An 18,012-nucleotide genomic window follows, 5' to 3' on the forward strand; every position below is an offset into this window, starting at 1 on the left:
CGATGACGAAGATGAGATACGACCGGCGTAGGCCGCCGAAGTCCGTGCCATCCGACTACCCCTTTGAGCATGGGCAGCATCGCAGACCGACCAAGAAAGCGTCGAAGAAACCGCAGCAGCCTGCATTGAAGTGCCCGCGAAGGCGATCTGGGATCAAGCAAACGTCAATCGAGACCCTCAATCGGTGGACGGCCGAAAAACGCGAGATCAATAACTGGAAAGCGAACATCGCGGCGAAGAATGCCGCCATCGCAGCAAATGTGGCGCCTCCCACCAACCTGGAATGACAGGCTCGAAGCGGTTCACCAATCGAACACCGATCTGGTGAACCGCTTCAGGGCGGCGGTCGCATCATCACTGCCCGTCGTGTATCGCCTTTCCAAGATTCCATACCGGGCAGCGAATTCACGCGCCCGCTTATCGAGATCGGCGGCCACCTGACGATTCCTGCGGACGTAAACGCCATCGAGGGTCCAAATATCTTCATGCTTTTGCAGGCAGATCAGGGCGGTTTGACTATCGTCGTCGGTGAATTCGCCAAAGGCGTTTTCGCCCACGATGCTGGCATTGGTGTAGCGCCTGGAGCAGTTTTGATATGCCAGTGCGACCTTGCGCAATTCTCGCCCATCACGGATCGGGCGATAGCCTTTGGCGGCGGGAATAGGATGGGGTGGGAATGGAATCTGCAATGCCCACCGTTGCACGACCTTCTTCAAGGGGGCGGTCGAGCGACGCAATGCATCGATAAATTCGGCGCGATCGATCCCTCGCTCGGCCAGCAAGCTGGTCACCAGGGTGAGGTCATGGGCATCCGCGCGCGCCTCAACACGGTGGACAATCCGGGCATCGCACAGATCGGCAGGGAGCGCAGTGATGATGGCAAGGCGATCGGGGGTGAGTTTCGGCGATTGCATGATCGCAGCCGTCACCTGCCGCTGGCCGGAGAGAAGCGCCTGATGCAAATCGCGATAATAGGCCGGTTCGTGCGGCTGCGGTCCGCTCTTCCCAAGTGCGCGGCGCAAGCCCATCGGCACTGTTGGAAAGGCGTGTTCAAGGATAGTGCGGTGATCGGCCGTCACCAACATGGCGGCCGCCTCTCGTTCGCCTTCTCTGCCAATGCGAACTGCCGCCATAAATGCGGCGATGATCTGACGGCGCTCGGTGCTGGCGCGGAGATACGCTCCAGCGAAACCAGGGCATGCGACATCGAGATGCGCGACAAGATCGAGAACCCAACCTTTAAGAGGGGCAATTTCCATTTCGATGATACTCCAGGATTGTCATATCATCGGTCGGTCTCCGTGCTGGTTTCAAAGCCATATCAATAGCTTGATTGGATCGGGAAGTCACTTTCATTTTCCAGCAAACGCCGGTGCCCTGAAGCGTCGGCATGTCGCTGCCGGAATGTGGACATGATGACATTCCTCCTTTCCGCCGCCAATCTGATGCCCTACGCAGAGCGCAATCTCTGGGGGAATAATGGCAAAGCTTTCACAAGCGGAATTGGAACGGCATCTCTGGGGCGCGGCGGACATCCTGCGCGGGACCGTGGACGCCGGGGACTACAAGCAATATATTTTCGGGCTGCTGTTCTATAAGCGGCTCTGCGACGTATGGGACGAGGAATTCGAGGTGCTGCTCGCCGAAACCGGCGATCGGCAGGAAGCCGCTGATCCGGACGAACACCGCTTCGATGTTCCCGCTGAGCATCGCTGGGACGCTGTGCGTAAGCATGCGACGCAGATCGGTCAGCGCCTGAACAATGCCCTGGCGGCGATCGAAGATGCCAACCTTCGGCTGCGCGGCGTGTTCGGTGATGTCGATTTTGCCAACCAGGATCGCTTCTCCGACGCCCTGTTGGAAAAGCTGCTTTCGCATTTCGAGAAGCACCGGCTGCGCAACGCTGATGTGACTGCCGACATGTTGGGCGACGCCTATCTCTATCTCATCAAGATGTTCGCGGAAGGCGCGGGCAAGAAGGGCGGCGAGTTCTACACGCCCCGGTCGATCGTCCGGCTTATGGTCGAGATTGTCGAGCCGCGTCCGGGCATGTCGATTTACGACCCCACCTGCGGCTCCGGCGGCATGTTGTTGGAGGCTGTGCAGTATCTCAAGGATCGCGGTGAGGATTCGCGCAGTTTGGCGCTGCACGGGCAGGAAAAGAATTTCGCGACTTGGGGGATCGCGGAGATCAACCTATTCCTGCACAACGTCGATGATGCCTTCATTGCGAAGGGCGACACGATCCTGTCCCCCAAGCGATATGACCCTAAGGCGCGCGAGTTCGTTGAAGGTATCGGAGCCTATGATCGAGTGCTCGCCAATCCGCCGTTCTCGGAAAAGGTGTGGGGCTATGATGTCTGGCAAAATGGCGACCCATTCGGCCGGGATGTCTATGGCTGCCCACCAAAGGGTTATGGTGACCTTGCCTTTGTCCAGCACATGCTTGCCAACCTGAGGGATGACGGGATGCTGGCGGTTGTTGTGCCGCACGGCGTTCTGTTCCGTGGCGGGGCTGAGGGGCGTATCCGCCAGGCGATGCTGGAGGCCGACGTGATCGAGGCGGTAGTCGGTCTGGCTCCCAACCTATTTTATGGCGCGGGCATCCCCGCCGCCGTGCTGGTGTGTCGGAAGCATAAGTCCACTGAGCGACGGGGCAAGGTGCTGATTGTCAATGGCGATGCCACCTTCCAGCCTGGCAAGGCGCAGAATGTCCTGACCGACGATCACATTTATAGGCTGGCCGAGGCGGTTCACGGTTTTGCCGACATTGACAAGCTGGCCCGCGTCGTCCCGGTCGAGGAGATCGCCGTTAACGGCTACAGCCTCAACATCAGTCGTTATGTCCAGACTGGAGCGGATACCGAGGCGGCCAATGTCGCGGCAGAAGTCGCCAAGCTGCAAGACCTGATCGCTATTCGCAACCAAGCGGAAGCCGTGATGTTCGAGCACCTGCGGAGGCTCGGTTATGTCGAGTGAGGTGCTGGCAATCTGTAAGCCGCCTTTACAAGTTGAGGTCGCGCCCGGCCTCCCGGTTGAATGGAGCACGGTCACGCTTGGCGATGTGGTGGAGAAGCTGGCCGCTGGTGTCAGTGTCAATGCCGATAACCGCCAGATCGGCGAAGGCGAGATCGGTGTTCTGAAAACCAGTTGTGTGTCAGGCGGCCAGTTCGTTCCCGATGAACACAAGGCTGTGCTTGCGGACGAGCTTGATCGGGTGCGCACGCCTGTCCGAGCAGGCTCGATCATCATCAGTCGGATGAACACGCCCGCGCTGGTCGGGGCCAACGCCTACGTGGATCAGGATTATCCTGATCTGTTTCTTCCTGATCGGCTCTGGCAGTTGCGCACCAATGATCGGGCTGATTGCCGGTGGCTTTCCTATTCGATGCAATCTGCGTCCTTCCGGCGCTTCATCGACGACATTGCCACTGGCACGAGCGGTTCAATGAAGAACATCTCAAAGGAGCGCCTGCTCCAAGCCCCGCTGGTGCTCCCGCCGCTCGACGAACAGCGGCGGATCGCCAAGGTGCTGCGATCGGTGGATGAGGCGATTGCGGCGGCAGACGGAGTTGTCCGGGAGTGGGCGACGACCTTTGGGACGTTGCTGGACGTTGCGTTTGCCGAGGGCGAACGTGCGAACTTGGGCGACATCTGCTCGTTGATCTATCGGTATCCCGGCTTCTATGGCTTCGACCAATTGGAGGCGGGCGTGCCCGTCATCCGTGGCGAACACTTGCGCGCCGGGCGCATCTCTCGCGATTGGGCGGACTTCTACTTCGTCGATCCGGCGTTCTCGGCTCGCTTCCCCAAGACCATTCTCCAACTGCATGATGTCGTCATGTCTGTTCGGGGCACAGTTGGAACGACCGCAGTTGTGGATGCGGCACACGTCGGGAGCCAAATCTCTCCAAACCTTATCCGTCTTGTCGCGAACCCCGGCAAGATCGTGCCGCCATTGCTTTATTATGCCGTCCAGTCTGCCGTGGCACACATGCGCCGGACCATTGTGAACGCACAGGCGCTTCCTGCCATCAATGCGGGCGATCTCAAGCAGGTTGAGATTGCCTTGCCGTCATTGGCTGATCAACCGGCACTGCTGGCGGAACTAAATGGGGCTGCGGTTGCCGGTGCAGATGCAGTTTCGGCGGCCCAACAGGCGCGGCATGTGAAGGTAGTTGTCATGTCCGACCTACTCTCCGGTCGCGTGCGGGTGCCCGCGTGAGCGAGTATCGTCTTGCCGAGAAACCCGCGCTCGATGCACTGGCAGCGATGGGCTGGCAGGTGCTGTTGCCCACTGCCGCCATGGATATGCGGGTGGAGGAGAACAGGGTCATCCTCAAGCCGGTGCTGATCGCGGCGCTGCGCGACATTAACGGTATTGGCGAGGCCGATGCCGAGGCGATCTATGCCGACCTCGCCACCCTGTCCGACAACGAGGAATGGCAGCGCAAGCTGCGCGGCGGCTATTCTCGTCGCCTTTTAGGCGAGAGCCGCGACAGCCCGATTGCCCTGATCGACTTCAAAAAACCCAGCCGCAACGTCTTTCACGTCATCAGCCAATTCCGCGTGGCTGCCCAGCGCCCGCGCATTCCCGACATTGTGCTCTTCGTGAATGGCATCCCGCTAGTGGTGATCGAGGCGAAGTCCCCCTTGAAGGCCACGGCCAAGGCTGAGGAAGCCTTCGAGCAGATCAAACAGTATGAGCGGGACATCCCGCGCTTGTTCGCGTCCAACGCGTTCAACATAGTCACCGATGGCATCGAAACCAAATATGGCGCCAGGAAAAGCAAATGGCAGTTCTACGCACCGTGGAAGGATGCTTGGCCGCGCACCCGCGCAGCCTTCCCGGACGATCTGTCGAAAGACCTGTGGTGCCTATGTGAACCTGCGCGGTTGCTTGACCTGTTGGCGCATTTCATCGTGTTCGAAGTGGACCAGGAGACGGGCGACAAGATCAAGAAGGTCTGCCGCTATCAGCAGTTCCGCGCCGTCAACAAGGCGGTGGAGCGCGTGGCGGCTGGCCAGCACCACAAGGGGCTGATCTGGCATACCCAAGGATCAGGCAAGAGCCTGACAATGGTGTTCCTTGCGCTCAAGTTGAAGACCCATCTGACCCTGGAGGCGCCCAACCTCACTAACCCCAATATCCTGGTGCTGACCGATCGGATCGACCTGGACGACCAGATCAGCAAGACCTTCGTCGCCTGCGGTCTGCCCAATCCGACGCAGTGCGGATCGGTCGCCGCCCTGCGCGATGCGGTGAACCGGGGCGGCAACGGTCAAATCCTGCTATCCACGATCTTTAAGTTCGCGGGATCGAAGGAACCGATCCCGAACTCAGCCAACTGGATCGTCCTGGTGGACGAATGCCACCGCACCCAGGAAAAAGACCTCGGCGCCTATTTGCAGGCGACTCTGCCGGATGCCCATTTCTACGGTTTCACGGGCACGCCAATCAAATCGACCGACAAGGACACCTACGCCCGCTTCTCGATCGCTGGGGAAGGCTATCTCGACAAATATGGCATCGACGACGCCGTGCGCGACGGTGCGACCGTTCCTATCCTATATGAAGGTCGGAAGGCCGACTGGGCGATTAATGAAGCGGAGATCGACATCCTGTTCGATCGCTGGTTCGTCGATCTACCCGACGACAAGCGCAACGAATTGAAGCGCAAGGGCCTGACGCTGGCTACCATCGCCAAGCATCCGGAGCGCATCCGCCTGATTGCCCTGGATATTTGGGAGCATTTCAAAGCCGTCTGTCAGCCAGACGGGTTCAAAGCCCAAATCGTTGCGGTCGATCGTGAGGCGGTGGTCCTATATCGTGCCGCGTTGTCGGCCGCGATCGCCGCCGACCTGGCGCGTGGCGGAATGGACAATGAGGCGGCACGGGCTCATGCAGATTCCATGATCGCCTGCGTCTATTCGCAGAGCCAGGAGGACAATAAGCCGTCCGAAAATGCCGAGATCGCTGCATTGCGTGCTGAGCTTGAGGGGTATTATCTCGATGCTGCGGCCGAGAAAGATGCCAAGAAACGGTTCAAAGCGTTTGGACAGGAACCGAGTTTTCTTATTGTCTGCGACAAGCTGCTGACCGGCTTCGATGCGCCGATCGAACATGTCATGTATCTCGACAAGCCGCTGAAGGAGCATAATCTGCTCCAGGCTATCGCCAGGACTAATCGCACCTGCACGATCAAACTGCCGGACGGGGGTGAGATCGAGAAGCCCAATGGCCGGATCGTCGATTATATCGGCGTCACCAACCATCTGGACGAAGCTTTGGCCTCCTACCGGGCAGAAGATGTCGAGCACGCGATGCGTGACATCGCGATCCTCCGCAATGATCTGAAGGAAGCACACGCCCGTTATCGCGGCCAGAAGCGGGCGATGGGGCTGGAAGGTCTCGACGAGAAGGCGGCGGCCTATGCTGTTGGGAAACTCGCCGCCGATGGCCGGGAAGACGATTGGTTCGATCTCCAGCGGCTCGCGCGGATTTTCGTCAAGGTCTATAGCGACCTGTCGCCTGACCCGGCGATCCTTGATTTCACGGCGGAAGTGAAATGGGCGGCGGCCTTCCTTCGCCTTGCCACCCAGGTGATCGCCAAGGACGAAAGCCTCGATCATCGTAGTTACACGGCCAAGATCAGGGAGATGTTGGAAGAGCATGTCCATGTGACCGGCCTCTCGACTACGATCCGGCTGCGCAGCATCACCGATCCCAATTTCGCCGACGATTTCGATATCGAAGAGAAATCCGAAGGGGAGTTGCAGGAGGCGTTCGTCCGCAAATCGGCCGAGCTACGGCGCGTCACCCGCGAACTGGTGGACAAGAACCCAGCCCAATATGGCCGTTTTTCAGAGCGTGTGCTGGAGATCATTCGTCGCTTCGAGGCCGGGCAGATCGCCGCTGCTGATGGCCTGCGCGAGTTCGACGGACTGACGGGTGATATACGAGGGGAACAAGGCGCCCATGCCGAACTTGGCATGGACGAACGGGCCTTTTCCATTCTCCGCATTATAGAGGCAATCGTGCCGGACACCGATCACGCGATCTTGCGCGACGCCGCCATCGCGATCTGCGTCGTTTACTCCAGCGCCCAAGCGAGCCAGCCCGCCTTCACGCATATGGAGGAATATTTGCGCAGCCTGCGACAACAGGTGCGGCGCATTCTGTCCGAGCATGGCATTGGTGAAACCAAAACGATCCGCGATGCCGTCGAGGAGTTCGCGATCCATGCCTTTAGCGACGGCCGCTGATGCCTGCGCTACGGATCGGTCGCACGGAAATTGCATATGAGCTTCGACGTTCGGCGACAGCGTTCGAACGCCGGATCACTGTGACGCCGGGCTGCGTTGAAGTCATGATCCTTGCCGACGACGACGACGCTGCTATCTCGGCGTTCCTAGATCGGAAGCGCCAATGGCTCCTCAGCACAGTCCGCGAGATGGAACGGCTCGTTGCTGATCGCCATGCTGTGCCACGATTCTTGACAGGATCGAAGGTGCCATTCCGTGGGCGCCGCATGCCGCTGACTGTCCGGTGCAGTGACGGCGACCGGATCGAAATCACCTACCGCAATGGCTTCCTGGTCGATCTTCCCTCATGGGCGGGTGACGATCCAGACCGATTGGTCGCCAGCGAACTCAAACTTTGGTTGAAACAACGCTCCCGGCGAGACGTGAAGGAGATCGCCTCCACATATGAGCGTCGGTTCGGTCTGGCGCCCCGATCGATCCGCGTCGCCGACTTCGCGAACGGGTGGGGATCATGCGGTCCCGAAGGCAACGTCCTCATCAACTGGCACCTCATTTTCGCGCCGAAGAAGGTGCTGGAATATGTCGTCGCGCACGAACTGGCCCATCTCCGCCATCGGTCACATGGCCCTGAATTCTGGGATTATCTCGGTATGATAGCGCCCGATTATTTGGCATCCAAGGCCTGGCTTGAACGACACCAATCGACCCTTTCGGCCGACTTTCTGAATTAGCCCAAGAAACCTGTCCGCGATCAGAATCCGCGCTTCGCGTAATTCCCCGGTGAGCTTTTGGACGGAATGACGGGCACCGCCGACAAACTAGAAGTCTGCCGAGCAGTCCAGGGGAACTTGCTTGGGCACATCTACGATCTCCAGGAATGACCGGTCGCGACAGCAGATTGCTGTCTCTAGACGGGACCGCGCCTCACCGACCTTACTCCACTTGGGGTATGACTCTACGTCAGACTGGTGATATTCAGATTCTTGCGACCCGAGGGAACGTCTTTGACGATTTCTCTACTGACCCCGCCACTAATGGTGGCGGGGTCACTTTTATCACGTCGCCATCATGAACATGATGACATTGCGGCCAAACGTCGGAGTTAAATTTGGCATAATATATTTACGTTAAAGCAAATTTCGTCCAGGAAACCAGGAACTGTGACGGAAGCGAAATATGCGTATCGTCTGTTTTATTGCTTGTGCTGCGTTCGCTGTTTCCACTGCATCGTTCGGCCAATCGACTACTTGGTTTAAGGTCTCAAGCAGCGACAATTTCGTAACCAACATCAACCCCGGATCGATCAAACGCTTACCAAACGGCGAGCGGACAGCTTGGTTTGAGCGGCTCTATCCGCATCCCACGGACAACGTTAAACGTCGCATTGCGAAACTGCGTTACAGGTGCGACGAAGAAATGTCGGCTGTCGAGACAGGCACCACATTCGACCTTAGCGGACGTGCAATATCTTCGTTCACAAATCAGCCTTACCAGATTGAATGGGAATCAATTGCCCCTGGCAGTGTGGGCGAGGCCCAGATGAAAGTTGTGTGCAATTGGCCAGTTTGATGGGCGCGATAATCAGGCTGTATTTGCTCCAAAAGTTCGCCCGTGATGCGAACTCCGGGATTTTTCCGGATATCGAAAATTCGGCACGCGACCTACGCGCGAGAGGCAGTCAGCACCAGAATTAATATCACCCCTATTGGTATTGTTTTTGTAACCAACGCTTTGTTAGGGGAGGCCCATTGACCTTTGCATTGCCCTGATGGGACGCTGATTTTGGTCAACTGTTTTGCACTCGCAGATACAGAAATATGAATTGGGATTATTAACTGGGGGATTTTGATGCTTCGCCAAGTTTTTGTTCTTATGCTGGCGTCCGCAACTCTTGCAGGATGTGGCAACGCAGGAAATCCGTTTGCTGAGAAACTCGGTTGCACTTCGCAGTCCGGCCAGGACACCACGGTCTCGATCATCAAGGATCAGGTCGAGAAGGTAATTTTCGGCGACAGCGAAGAAGCCTATGGCGCGGTGATCTCGAAATCGAAAATTCGCGCCGCCCTGGAACAGGTCAAACTCACGATAGAAGATGTTCGAACGTCGAAGGAAGACCCGAACAGCACAAAGAAATTCTGCACCGGCAAGCTCAAGATGGTGTTCCCTGACACCATGATCGCCGACGCGGACAAGACCCGCGAGATGCAGGGGGTGAACACGATTACGCAGTTCGCCGACAATACCGGCGCAGAGCGCGAAGCCAATGCCTTCACCATGGACATCGATTTCAACGTCCAGCCGACCGATGACGGCGAGAAGGTCTATTCCGAACTCGAAAACGCCGATGCGGCACCGAATTTCGTGAGTGCGGTTCTTGGTGGCCACCTGGCATTCAAGACCGTTCAGGCTTTCCATCAACAGGCGCAGCAAGAACAACAGCAAGCCGAACAGCAAGAACAGGCTGCTCTCACCGAGCAGAAGCAAGCCAATCTCGGAGAGGCGAAAGCGGAAAACGATCTCTCGACGCAGACGATCAATGCCGTCTGGAGCGCCATCCCGACGGATCAGCGCGACCAGCTTCTTCCGCTCCAGCGCGCCTGGATCAAAAAGAAAACCGCTGATTGCAAGATCGAGGCCTCGCAGGTCTCGATCGATCCGGCCGAAAAGGAAGCCGCGCGTCTCCACTGCGAAGCTCGCATGAACAATGAGCGAACCGGACAGCTTCGACGGTTCACCTACAGCGACACCAGCTACAATTGAGCAGGCAGAAAGTTTAAACACACTGGCTCCGACCATCCGACTGATGGTCGGGGCCATTTTCGTTTCAGGCCGCCATCTTCCTCGTCGATCGACGGGCATCAATCATCTCAGCGACGGCCGCCTGCCAATCGACCATGGGGATCGGGAGAGGATTGCCATCCACCGGGCGGCAAATGCTGTCCAGCTTGAATTCCAGCGCATTCGGAAATGGTCGCGAACCGGCAGGCCGTGGCTACAGGCGAACTTCGTAGCTACGAGGGGTGGTGGCACCGCCATGGATCGCCGACGCGCGGACAGCGATGACCTTGCCAGAAGCCAAAGTTCGCAAGTGAGAGCGGCGGTCGTGGGGGCTTCGGACAGACCCAGGACGTGAACCACCCCGACCTTTTCCGGTCGCCACGCTCTCTGCAATGCTGATCTTTATCGTGTTCGGAATAGGCGGCAAGTTGGCCTTCGCCCGTCCCCTATTAACGGATGCGACTTCGCCACTGTCTTGCGCCGCTTGCTTGGCACGCTTCATGTTGAGCATCGTTGCTGCAAGGACAGTATGCTGAACCTTTTGGCGCACTATATCGACGTGATCCGATGGTTTCCCTTCAATAAATCCAGCATATTGCTCTGGCATCTGCGCTTCGCGGGTAAAACGGTCGAATGAAACACGGTCGTCTTCATACATCCAGACCGCCTTGCCATGGACGATGCTTCGGAAGAAATTATGGATGTAAATGCGATCTTCTTCTTGGATCAGTTCGAAGAAATCGGGCTGTGACAACCACTCACTTCGACAGGTCTTGTCGGGGTCAGTGAATGCAAAAATGCATCGGGGAAAGGGAAGCTGCACTCCATTTTCGCCAATCAGACTCAACGCGTTCGGGAATTCCTTTCCAAGCCATTGCATATCGTCTTTCGAATATGTGAGGGAGCCGAAATCAAACACCGGCACTGCCCAATCTGTGCTTGGCGGGAATTCAGTGGCCTTGGTCCTACCTTCCTCCACGCCAAGGGTGATGATTTTCCCTCGCCGGGCATGCTCAACAAATTCAGGAAAGAAATCGGTTCCAGCGGTCATGAGCGAATGTTGTCCTTTGGCGCAAAGCGGCGCTTGAATAGCTAAAATTCGGATGGTTTGCGTTTCAGGCCGCCCTCGCTGCCTCTCTCATCGATCGACGGACATCAATCATCTCCGCGACGACTGTCTGCCAATCAATGAAGGGAATCGGGAGACGATTGGAATTCGCGGGGCGACAAACGCTATTCAGCTTGGATTCCAGCGCATCCGGAGACAGGATGGTCATCCACTCGGCGACGTTGCACAGGGTGCGGGCGGACAGCAACTCGATGTCGTTCATATTTTCCGTGAACCAGGAAAGCGCTCGCACAGTGGTCACAGCGCTGATGGTCTGACCTTTCGGCGTCCAACGCAGCATGTCGGTCGAAAGACCAAGGTAACATGCGTATTCCCAATTTTCTCGGCGGTCGAAGCTGATGGTTACGGGCGAAACCCTGTTGAACAGCGCTTCGATATGGGGCCGCAGTTTCTTGTCCCAAACCGTCAAATCATGCAGCGGCGCGTTCGTCGCGATGATCAGCGGAGCGGTCACCCGAATGCCATCATAGATGCCGGTTCCCCGTCGATCAGTCGCGATCTTCAGGATATTGAGGCACTTGTCGCTCCTGAAAATTGTGTCGGCCTCTTCCATGATGACCGGGCGCTTACCTTTCGCGGTTTTCAGAGCCGCCAAGAGTTCGCGGGCATTAGCCGGGTTCGCGAAGACGGGCTCCAGGCTTTTTGCCTTCCATTCGGCAATGGCATTCTTGGTAACCACCGTCTTGCCGATACCACCAGGGCCACTCAACCATGCGACCGGCCAATGACCAGCAACGACAAGCCCGACGCATTCACGGGCAAGGCGGAATCCTGCGGCGACTGCATTTTGATCAGGCACGGTCATCCAGTCGGCAAACTTCATGCGGTCTTTCCCTTCGAAAACTATAATAAATGGCGCGCCATTATTGGCGATGACCGGAGTCAAAGTTTTGTGGTGATTACGGCACCAGCGATCGACGATCTGCCAGACGGACTGGCGTGGATCATGATGTTCGCCGCGACAAATATCGACCGGGGTCAATATGGTCCCCCAGGCGGCAGGGGCAGGAACGAAAGAACCGGAGTCCAGTCATTCATCAAAGGGTGGCCACCGCGGGTCGTGTCCCACGGGGTGGTGTAGGAAGGCTTCCCTGAGTGGGTAGCCACCGTCGATCTTCTGGTAGGGTTCGGATGCGAACTTGAACCTGGAGAAGACGACGATGACCGACGACAGAATGGCCCTGATTGAGCTGATCGAGCAAGGGGCTGATATCGATCTGGTGCGCGAGATGCTGGCGTTTGCTGCCGAGCGCATGATGGATCTGGAGATCGAAGCAAGGACCGGTGCACCGGCCGGGACCCGTAGCCCTGAGCGGCTCAACCACCGTAACGGCTACCGCGAACGTGGCTGGGATACGCGCGCCGGGCGGATCGAGCTGGCGATCCCGAAGCTCAGGAAAGGAAGCTACTTTCCGAGCTTCCTGGAGCCGCGCCGCACGGCCGAGAAGGCGCTGGCAGCGGTGATCCAGGAAGCCTACGTCCACGGCGTCTCGACCCGCTCGGTCGATGATCTGGTCAAGGCGATGGGCGCCAGCGGCGTGTCGAAGAGCCAGGTCAGCCGCCTGGTTACCGAGATCGACGAGCGTGTGAACGCGTTCCTCACGCGCCCGATCGAGGGCGAGTGGCCCTATCTTTGGATCGACGCCACCTACCTCAAGGAGCGCGAAGGCGGACGGATCGTCTCAACAGCGGCGATAATCGCCGTTGGCGTGAACACCGATGGCCGGCGCGAGGTGCTGGGCGTCGCCACCGGTCCTTCCGAGGCGGAACCGTTCTGGAAAGCCTTCCTGCGCTCGTTGGCCGACCGGGGCCTGCGCGGCGTGAAGCTGGTCATTGCCGACGATCACAAAGGCCTGCGTGCCGCTGCCAGCAAGGTGTTCGCGGCGAGCCAGCAGCGCTGTCGGGTGCACTGGATGCGCAACGCCCTGGCCCATGCTGCGCCCAAGCAGCGGCCCGCCGTCATCGCCATGATCAAGACCATCTTCGCGCAGGAAACGGCCGAGGCGGCTCACCAGCAGTGGGAACAGGTTGCCGATGCCCTGCGCGAGAAGTTCCCGAAGCTGGCCGAGATGATGGACGGATCGCGTGAGGAGGTGCTCGCCTACATGGCCTTCCCGAAGGACCACTGGGCGCAGATCGCCTCGACCAACCCGCTGGAAAGGGTCAACAAAGAGATCAAGCGAAGGGCCGATGTCATCGGCATCTTCCCGAACGATGCCGCCGTGATCCGCCTCGTTGGCGCGCTCATGCTCGAGCAAAACGACGAGTGGGCAGTATCGCGCCGCTACATGACGCTGGAAACCCTCGGCGCGGTGAGCCATAATCCCATTGTCAGCCTGCCAGCTCTGGCCGCCTGACCTGAACTTGATCCTGCCGTGGATCGACGGCTCCTACACCACCCCGTGGGACACGACCGCCACCGCGTTTGACCCACCCCTCATACCACCGCGAAATTTCGCGAACATACGCTTTCAATCGTGTCAGCCCTTGCACGATTGAAAGTGACGGCTAGACGATGACCAGAATAATCAAACAACGGGTCGGAACGGTGTCGCGGGCACAGTCAAAATCGAATTCAACCAAGCGTCGCGCCAAACTGAATTTCGCCCGCAAGATGCTGCCGCATATTCGAGCAGCGCGACATGATATTCGGACAGGCGGAATGGAGGACACTGACAGCGCGGTGGCACGGTGGCTGAACGATTACAACGTTTGCCGCCCGGACAGCCCCATCAAGACTGCGCGAGGCAACACTACTTGGACAGCCCAGCAGGTGGGTGATGTTTGTAGCCCGGAGCCGACTGCGCGCGACATGGGCGAGAGTTTTGAGCAAATGGCAGACCGGGCGGCAGCGCTGTATATCCGTATGATGGGCGTCCATTCGGCTCCGGTCGAGCCTGATGCGCTGGACCGGGTCCGGGCCAAGTATTTGGACGGAAAACAGCAGGTTCTAGCGGAAGCGGCAAGCCTCGGTCGTCGTCTGCGGTTGGAAGAGTAGCCTCCGACCAACCGACTGCCCCAAGATCACATCGATCGTAGGGACATCAGCATCTATGGGTGGCTAGATGCGGTCGATCAATGTGCCCGCAACTCGCTGCGGCGCAAAGGCCACGCAAGAAGAATGCGACACGATAGTTTGCCCTCCCGACACGTTCGGGCTGCGAGGCGGCCGCGATGGCAATCGGCATGACAAATATATTGATCCCGGCTTGGAACTGAAAATGATTTTCCGGGAAATTACCGGATTGATAAGCTGATGAAATTTGCGATGTGGACAGTTGCAAAGGGAGGCATTCTATGAAGATGATTGCAGCTATTGTTTTCGCCGCTTGTAGCGTTTCGTCCGCTTTCGCGCAGCAGACGACCTATAATCGAGCAGGAAACACCGTTTACGGATCGGATGGATCGACCCACACTCGGGTTGGCAATTCAACCTTCCACAGCGATGGTTCGACTAGCACGCGGGTCGGAAATTCAACCTTCCACAGCGATGGTTCGACCAGCACGCGGGTCGGAAATTCGACTTTCAACAGCGATGGCTCGACCAGCACGCGGGTCGGCAACTCGACTTTCAACAGCGATGGCACGGTATGCACGACGGTCGGCGCTACGGTTTATTGCCGTTGATTAAAGGGAAAAGGCCGGGTCATCCCGGCCTTTACTAATTTGCGAGAAATAGCGATCGCTCGGCGATACGGCGCAGCCGCAAGCCCTTCGCACGCCTTGGTCCACCTGGCGAACTGATCCGCCGCGCCCTTCTTTCTTAAGCGTTGCGTCAGCGACGGAGCAAAAGTCGGTCGGTAGGCAGAGTGGGCGCCATGCCGATTTCTGCTCGCGCAGGCACAGCAGCCGTTTCAATTTCAGGCCAGTTGCACGGGCCGATGATCTCGAAATATCTCATCGTCACTCCAGGCCCCATCGTTGGGGCACTGAAGTATTTATGTGAATGACGCGCGCCGGATCGAACGTGCCTACGCCCTCTTTCGGAGGTCGATAGTATAGGGCGCCGTCATACCTTCGGCCTCAGACCCTACATGTGCCTCCGCACCACTGGCATCAGGCATGGAAATCGTCACAACTTCGTCGTTCTCGGTGATCTCCTTCTTCCTGGTGATGGTCTGGCGCTGGTCGGCGGTCAGATGGATCGTCCAATCATACCGGCTCCAACCCAATGCGGGCAGCAGCAAGTCTAACAGTCCGTGCCCGATCAACAGTGCGTGCTTGACCTCGTTGCGATGGCGGAACCCCATATTTCGTCCGGCGGTCTGGTTGAACTCGTCGATGTGCCGCAGTCGGACGAGGTCATCACGTCCGCACCAGGCGTTCATAACCTGGAGTTCCTCATACTCCTGCGGCGTCAAATAGGTCATGGTCTGCACGATGTCGCGTCCGATCATTTCGTTCGAGCCGCGAGCCAGGGCATGGTTCGTCGCGTCCTCCATCCCGGCGAGCCGGTTCGAGATCGCAAGCCAGTTTCCGGGTCTTTCCCGTCGCCATGCCTTGATCATGGCTACGAGCTTGTTGCCCCGCACGTTCTGGCGCGGATGCACGTCAACGGCGTTGCGCGGAATGGCGACGGCGTCGAGGTGGATGACCGCCAGATCAGGTTCTGCTCGCTCGGCTACGATGGCCGGAACCGCCTCTGTAGTCAGCAGGACAACGCGTTGCGCGCCCACGTCCGACCATGAACCTCGACGCGCAACATACCACTCCTTTTCATGGCAAGCGGCGTAGATGTTGCGCTTCCCTGCGCAATCGCCATACTCGGCAGAATTCGTCGTGATGACCCGGTCGGTAAATTCGAGGTGGGCCAGTCCGTCGATCCGATCAAATCCCATGCCATAAGGGACGGGATGCTGGGCGGTATATGCGGAGTATGCCCCAAAGCGTTCCCGCAACGTGCTGCCTCGCCAGCCGCCGGTCGTAACCGCCTTCAGCCCCTCAATCCAGTCATGCACATTGCCGGACACGGCCGTCGCAAATGTGTCGCGACTGACCTCGTCATGCACCAACAATGAAATTCGCGTCTCTGCCCGGCAGATGTCGGTCCGGTCATTGGGTGACGCAGTCCAGAACGAAGGTGCCCACATCAGCCGCGACGGCGTGGAGCGGTGCCAGTCTCGCGCAACCTGGTGAACCGAGAAAAGCACGGGCTCGCGATCTCCGATACGTTCCCAAAACTCGGCGTGACGCCGCTGGAATTCAGCGATCACCTCCGGCTGACGACTTTCGATCGCCGCCCATTGTGAGGGGTATCCACCCTGCGCCGCCGTCACCTTACTGATCGCGGCGCAGGCCAATGTTTCACACGCCTGACGATACGCCTCAGAAAAACTCGGCAGAACCACGCCGATATGACCGCCGCTCCTATGAATGCGGTTGAAGGCATCGCACTTCTCCTGTGCGGCTGCGTAACTCGAAAAGACGTAGAGGGAGCGACGCGGATTCGCGCGATCGTTGATGGCATCCGTTTCCAAGCGTGATGCAATCTTGGGGTGATGTCGGAGCATTGCCGAGGTTTTGCCGCTCCCTTCGGGGCCGATCACGAGCAACAACGGGTTGCAATGGACCGCCATCGGGAGATGTCGATCCAACACGGCGCGAGCCTCGTCGATGCTTCTGGCCTCCGCGAATGCCATTTCGATACCTCTTCTCGCGTCCAAGGCGGGGCCTTCGACTTCAATGACGGCATCGTCGCCCGCATCCATCTCGACCGCCCACCTTGCCATCATCTCACCCAAGGACGCGGGCAAAGCCGGAGCCGTGAGACCTTGGCTGTTCGCGCCCTGGAAGAGGATCGCGCGGTATCCTTCTCGAATGATGGAGGAGGGGGTCTGGTCGTTGGACGAATTACGGAAGTGCGCGCACCACGAACCCGAACTCTGCGCCAAATGAGAGAACTCCGGTGCCGCGCCTTCGGGATAAAATTCACGGAGCCGCGCTTCGAAATATGCGACCTGCTCGGCAGAATAATCTCCTGCCGACATCGACGGTGCTCGACGCTGGACATTGTTGGCGCGGCCCGAATCGGTGGTCTGCGCAGCAAACCGCGTCGGCTGATGGAACAGCGCCGACTTGCTCTTCGCCGCCCTACTCAGCCACATCTCCCACAGGGTGGTCTGACATACCTTAGTGCCACACGCGATACCCAGGAAATGATCATCATCGATAGTGCGCCAGCCATTGGGAAGGCGCCGATACTGTTCCGGAAAACGGAGTTGGCGATCCGGCAGATAGACGGTCCCGGTCAGATCGAGATGCTGGAGCAGCATTGTTTCGAGAGTTTTCCAGTGCTCGACCAAGCCATCGCGCACGCCAACATCGGGTTCACCGAACTTCTCGACATAGGCGGTCATGTCGAAGATAACATGGATGTGAAGGGACTTGTGGCCCGACCAGTTGATCGTAACGCCACGAAAATCCGCCCATTGTTTGCAGGCCTTAAAAAAGCGGCCAATGGCGCAATCCGTGGCTTTCTTTCCCGATGAGCGCAGCCAGCCAAGCTGCAACTCGAAGAATTCGACATCAGCATAGTCGAACTCGAACGTGTAGACCTGGAATTTGCCAAGCCGGGTCCGCGACATCGGGGCGGGATATTGAGCTTTGCCATCCGGCCCGTATTCGGCCTCAGCAATCGTCAGCGGATTGGCGAAATAGCAGTTCTCCCCCAAAGACATCCGTCCGTCTGCGACCTTCACGGTCGCCAGGTGGTTTCGTCCGGGCCGGTTCTGTCGTTCCGACACCGGGTAGTAGATGTCGCCGGTGATGAGATGCTTGGCAATTTCTCTTGCGAACCGCGTCATCGGCTTCTTGATCGCGCGGTGGAATTGTCCGTGAGC

The 18,012-nt window shown here is 58.3% G+C and carries 15 protein-coding genes; 11 read left to right on the forward strand and 4 right to left on the reverse strand.

Annotation, left to right across the window (positions count from 1 at the left end; genetic code table 11):
- On the forward strand, positions 1-287 hold a 287-nt coding region (locus AC0KVN_RS26345), incomplete at its 5' end, for a hypothetical protein (RefSeq protein WP_435568949.1).
- A 15-nt stretch (positions 288-302) separates the two neighbouring features.
- On the opposite strand, the gene AC0KVN_RS26350 is transcribed toward AC0KVN_RS26345, so the two are convergent.
- On the reverse strand, positions 303-1,259 hold the full coding sequence (locus tag AC0KVN_RS26350) for a hypothetical protein (protein ID WP_435568950.1): 957 nt from the start codon (positions 1,257-1,259) through the stop codon (positions 303-305).
- A gap of 220 nt (positions 1,260-1,479) precedes the next feature.
- Between AC0KVN_RS26350 and AC0KVN_RS26355 the strand changes: the two genes are divergently transcribed.
- The 6 genes from AC0KVN_RS26355 (at position 1,480) to AC0KVN_RS26380 (ending at position 10,026) form a co-directional block, all read left to right on the forward strand.
- Positions 1,480-2,979, forward strand: a complete 1,500-nt coding sequence (locus tag AC0KVN_RS26355; RefSeq protein ID WP_435568951.1) for a type I restriction-modification system subunit M — start codon at positions 1,480-1,482, stop codon at positions 2,977-2,979.
- Positions 2,969-4,225, forward strand: a complete 1,257-nt coding sequence (locus AC0KVN_RS26360) for a restriction endonuclease subunit S (protein ID WP_435568952.1) — start codon at positions 2,969-2,971, stop codon at positions 4,223-4,225. The genes AC0KVN_RS26355 and AC0KVN_RS26360 overlap by 11 nt, the downstream gene beginning before the upstream one ends.
- Entirely contained in the window at positions 4,222-7,266 is a 3,045-nt protein-coding gene (locus AC0KVN_RS26365) for a type I restriction endonuclease subunit R (protein ID WP_435568953.1), read from the forward strand. The genes AC0KVN_RS26360 and AC0KVN_RS26365 overlap by 4 nt, the downstream gene beginning before the upstream one ends.
- Positions 7,266-7,997, forward strand: a complete 732-nt coding sequence (locus AC0KVN_RS26370; protein WP_435568954.1) for a M48 family metallopeptidase — start codon at positions 7,266-7,268, stop codon at positions 7,995-7,997. The genes AC0KVN_RS26365 and AC0KVN_RS26370 overlap by 1 nt, the downstream gene beginning before the upstream one ends.
- A gap of 445 nt (positions 7,998-8,442) precedes the next feature.
- On the forward strand, positions 8,443-8,835 hold the full coding sequence (locus AC0KVN_RS26375) for a surface-adhesin E family protein (RefSeq protein WP_435568955.1): 393 nt from the start codon (positions 8,443-8,445) through the stop codon (positions 8,833-8,835).
- Between the two features lie 279 nt (positions 8,836-9,114).
- Complete coding sequence (locus AC0KVN_RS26380; RefSeq protein ID WP_483656635.1) at positions 9,115-10,026, forward strand: lysozyme inhibitor LprI family protein; 912 nt, start codon at positions 9,115-9,117, stop codon at positions 10,024-10,026.
- Positions 10,027-10,258: 232 nt separating this feature from the next.
- Here the strand turns inward: AC0KVN_RS26380 and AC0KVN_RS26385 are convergent, their stop codons facing one another.
- Positions 10,259-11,095, reverse strand: a complete 837-nt coding sequence (locus AC0KVN_RS26385; RefSeq protein WP_483656636.1) for a hypothetical protein — start codon at positions 11,093-11,095, stop codon at positions 10,259-10,261.
- Between the two features lie 64 nt (positions 11,096-11,159).
- The gene (locus AC0KVN_RS26390; protein ID WP_435568990.1) at positions 11,160-12,155 is read right to left on the reverse strand and encodes a hypothetical protein; all 996 of its coding nucleotides are present in this window, start codon (positions 12,153-12,155) and stop codon (positions 11,160-11,162) included.
- Between the two features lie 178 nt (positions 12,156-12,333).
- On the opposite strand from AC0KVN_RS26390, the gene AC0KVN_RS26395 reads away from it, so the two are divergent.
- The 4 genes from AC0KVN_RS26395 to AC0KVN_RS26410 all read left to right on the forward strand — a co-directional run bounded on the left by AC0KVN_RS26395 (position 12,334) and on the right by AC0KVN_RS26410 (position 14,800).
- The gene (locus AC0KVN_RS26395) at positions 12,334-13,530 is read left to right on the forward strand and encodes an IS256 family transposase (RefSeq protein ID WP_481662136.1); all 1,197 of its coding nucleotides are present in this window, start codon (positions 12,334-12,336) and stop codon (positions 13,528-13,530) included.
- A gap of 158 nt (positions 13,531-13,688) precedes the next feature.
- Positions 13,689-14,171, forward strand: coding sequence for a hypothetical protein (locus AC0KVN_RS26400; RefSeq protein WP_435568989.1), 483 nt, complete (start codon positions 13,689-13,691; stop codon positions 14,169-14,171).
- 67 nt (positions 14,172-14,238) lie between these two features.
- Positions 14,239-14,430 carry a hypothetical protein gene (locus tag AC0KVN_RS26405; RefSeq protein ID WP_483656637.1) on the forward strand — a complete coding sequence of 64 codons (192 nt, stop codon included), beginning with the start codon at positions 14,239-14,241 and terminating at the stop codon, positions 14,428-14,430.
- A gap of 40 nt (positions 14,431-14,470) precedes the next feature.
- The gene (locus tag AC0KVN_RS26410) at positions 14,471-14,800 is read left to right on the forward strand and encodes a hypothetical protein (protein ID WP_435568988.1); all 330 of its coding nucleotides are present in this window, start codon (positions 14,471-14,473) and stop codon (positions 14,798-14,800) included.
- 344 nt (positions 14,801-15,144) lie between these two features.
- Here the strand turns inward: AC0KVN_RS26410 and AC0KVN_RS26415 are convergent, their stop codons facing one another.
- Positions 15,145-17,976, reverse strand: a complete 2,832-nt coding sequence (locus AC0KVN_RS26415; protein ID WP_483656638.1) for a hypothetical protein — start codon at positions 17,974-17,976, stop codon at positions 15,145-15,147.
- Positions 17,977-18,012 lie beyond the last annotated feature (36 nt).

The organism is Sphingobium sp. SG1 (genome assembly GCF_057063145.1).

What these genes read in the sequence shown, in the direction of transcription:
- AC0KVN_RS26350 (WP_435568950.1), bottom strand. Translation starts at nt 1,259, where the DNA reads ATGGAAATTGCCCCTCTTAAAGGTTGGGTTCTCGATCTTGTCGCGCAT.
- AC0KVN_RS26355 (WP_435568951.1), top strand. Translation starts at nt 1,480, where the DNA reads ATGGCAAAGCTTTCACAAGCGGAATTGGAACGGCATCTCTGGGGCGCG.
- AC0KVN_RS26360 (WP_435568952.1), top strand. Translation starts at nt 2,969, where the DNA reads ATGTCGAGTGAGGTGCTGGCAATCTGTAAGCCGCCTTTACAAGTTGAG.
- AC0KVN_RS26370 (WP_435568954.1), top strand. Translation starts at nt 7,266, where the DNA reads ATGCCTGCGCTACGGATCGGTCGCACGGAAATTGCATATGAGCTTCGA.
- AC0KVN_RS26375 (WP_435568955.1), top strand. Translation starts at nt 8,443, where the DNA reads ATGCGTATCGTCTGTTTTATTGCTTGTGCTGCGTTCGCTGTTTCCACT.
- AC0KVN_RS26380 (WP_483656635.1), top strand. Translation starts at nt 9,115, where the DNA reads ATGCTTCGCCAAGTTTTTGTTCTTATGCTGGCGTCCGCAACTCTTGCA.
- AC0KVN_RS26385 (WP_483656636.1), bottom strand. Translation starts at nt 11,095, where the DNA reads ATGACCGCTGGAACCGATTTCTTTCCTGAATTTGTTGAGCATGCCCGG.
- AC0KVN_RS26395 (WP_481662136.1), top strand. Translation starts at nt 12,334, where the DNA reads ATGACCGACGACAGAATGGCCCTGATTGAGCTGATCGAGCAAGGGGCT.
- AC0KVN_RS26400 (WP_435568989.1), top strand. Translation starts at nt 13,689, where the DNA reads ATGACCAGAATAATCAAACAACGGGTCGGAACGGTGTCGCGGGCACAG.
- AC0KVN_RS26405 (WP_483656637.1), top strand. Translation starts at nt 14,239, where the DNA reads ATGCGGTCGATCAATGTGCCCGCAACTCGCTGCGGCGCAAAGGCCACG.
- AC0KVN_RS26410 (WP_435568988.1), top strand. Translation starts at nt 14,471, where the DNA reads ATGAAGATGATTGCAGCTATTGTTTTCGCCGCTTGTAGCGTTTCGTCC.
- AC0KVN_RS26415 (WP_483656638.1), bottom strand. Translation starts at nt 17,976, where the DNA reads ATGACGCGGTTCGCAAGAGAAATTGCCAAGCATCTCATCACCGGCGAC.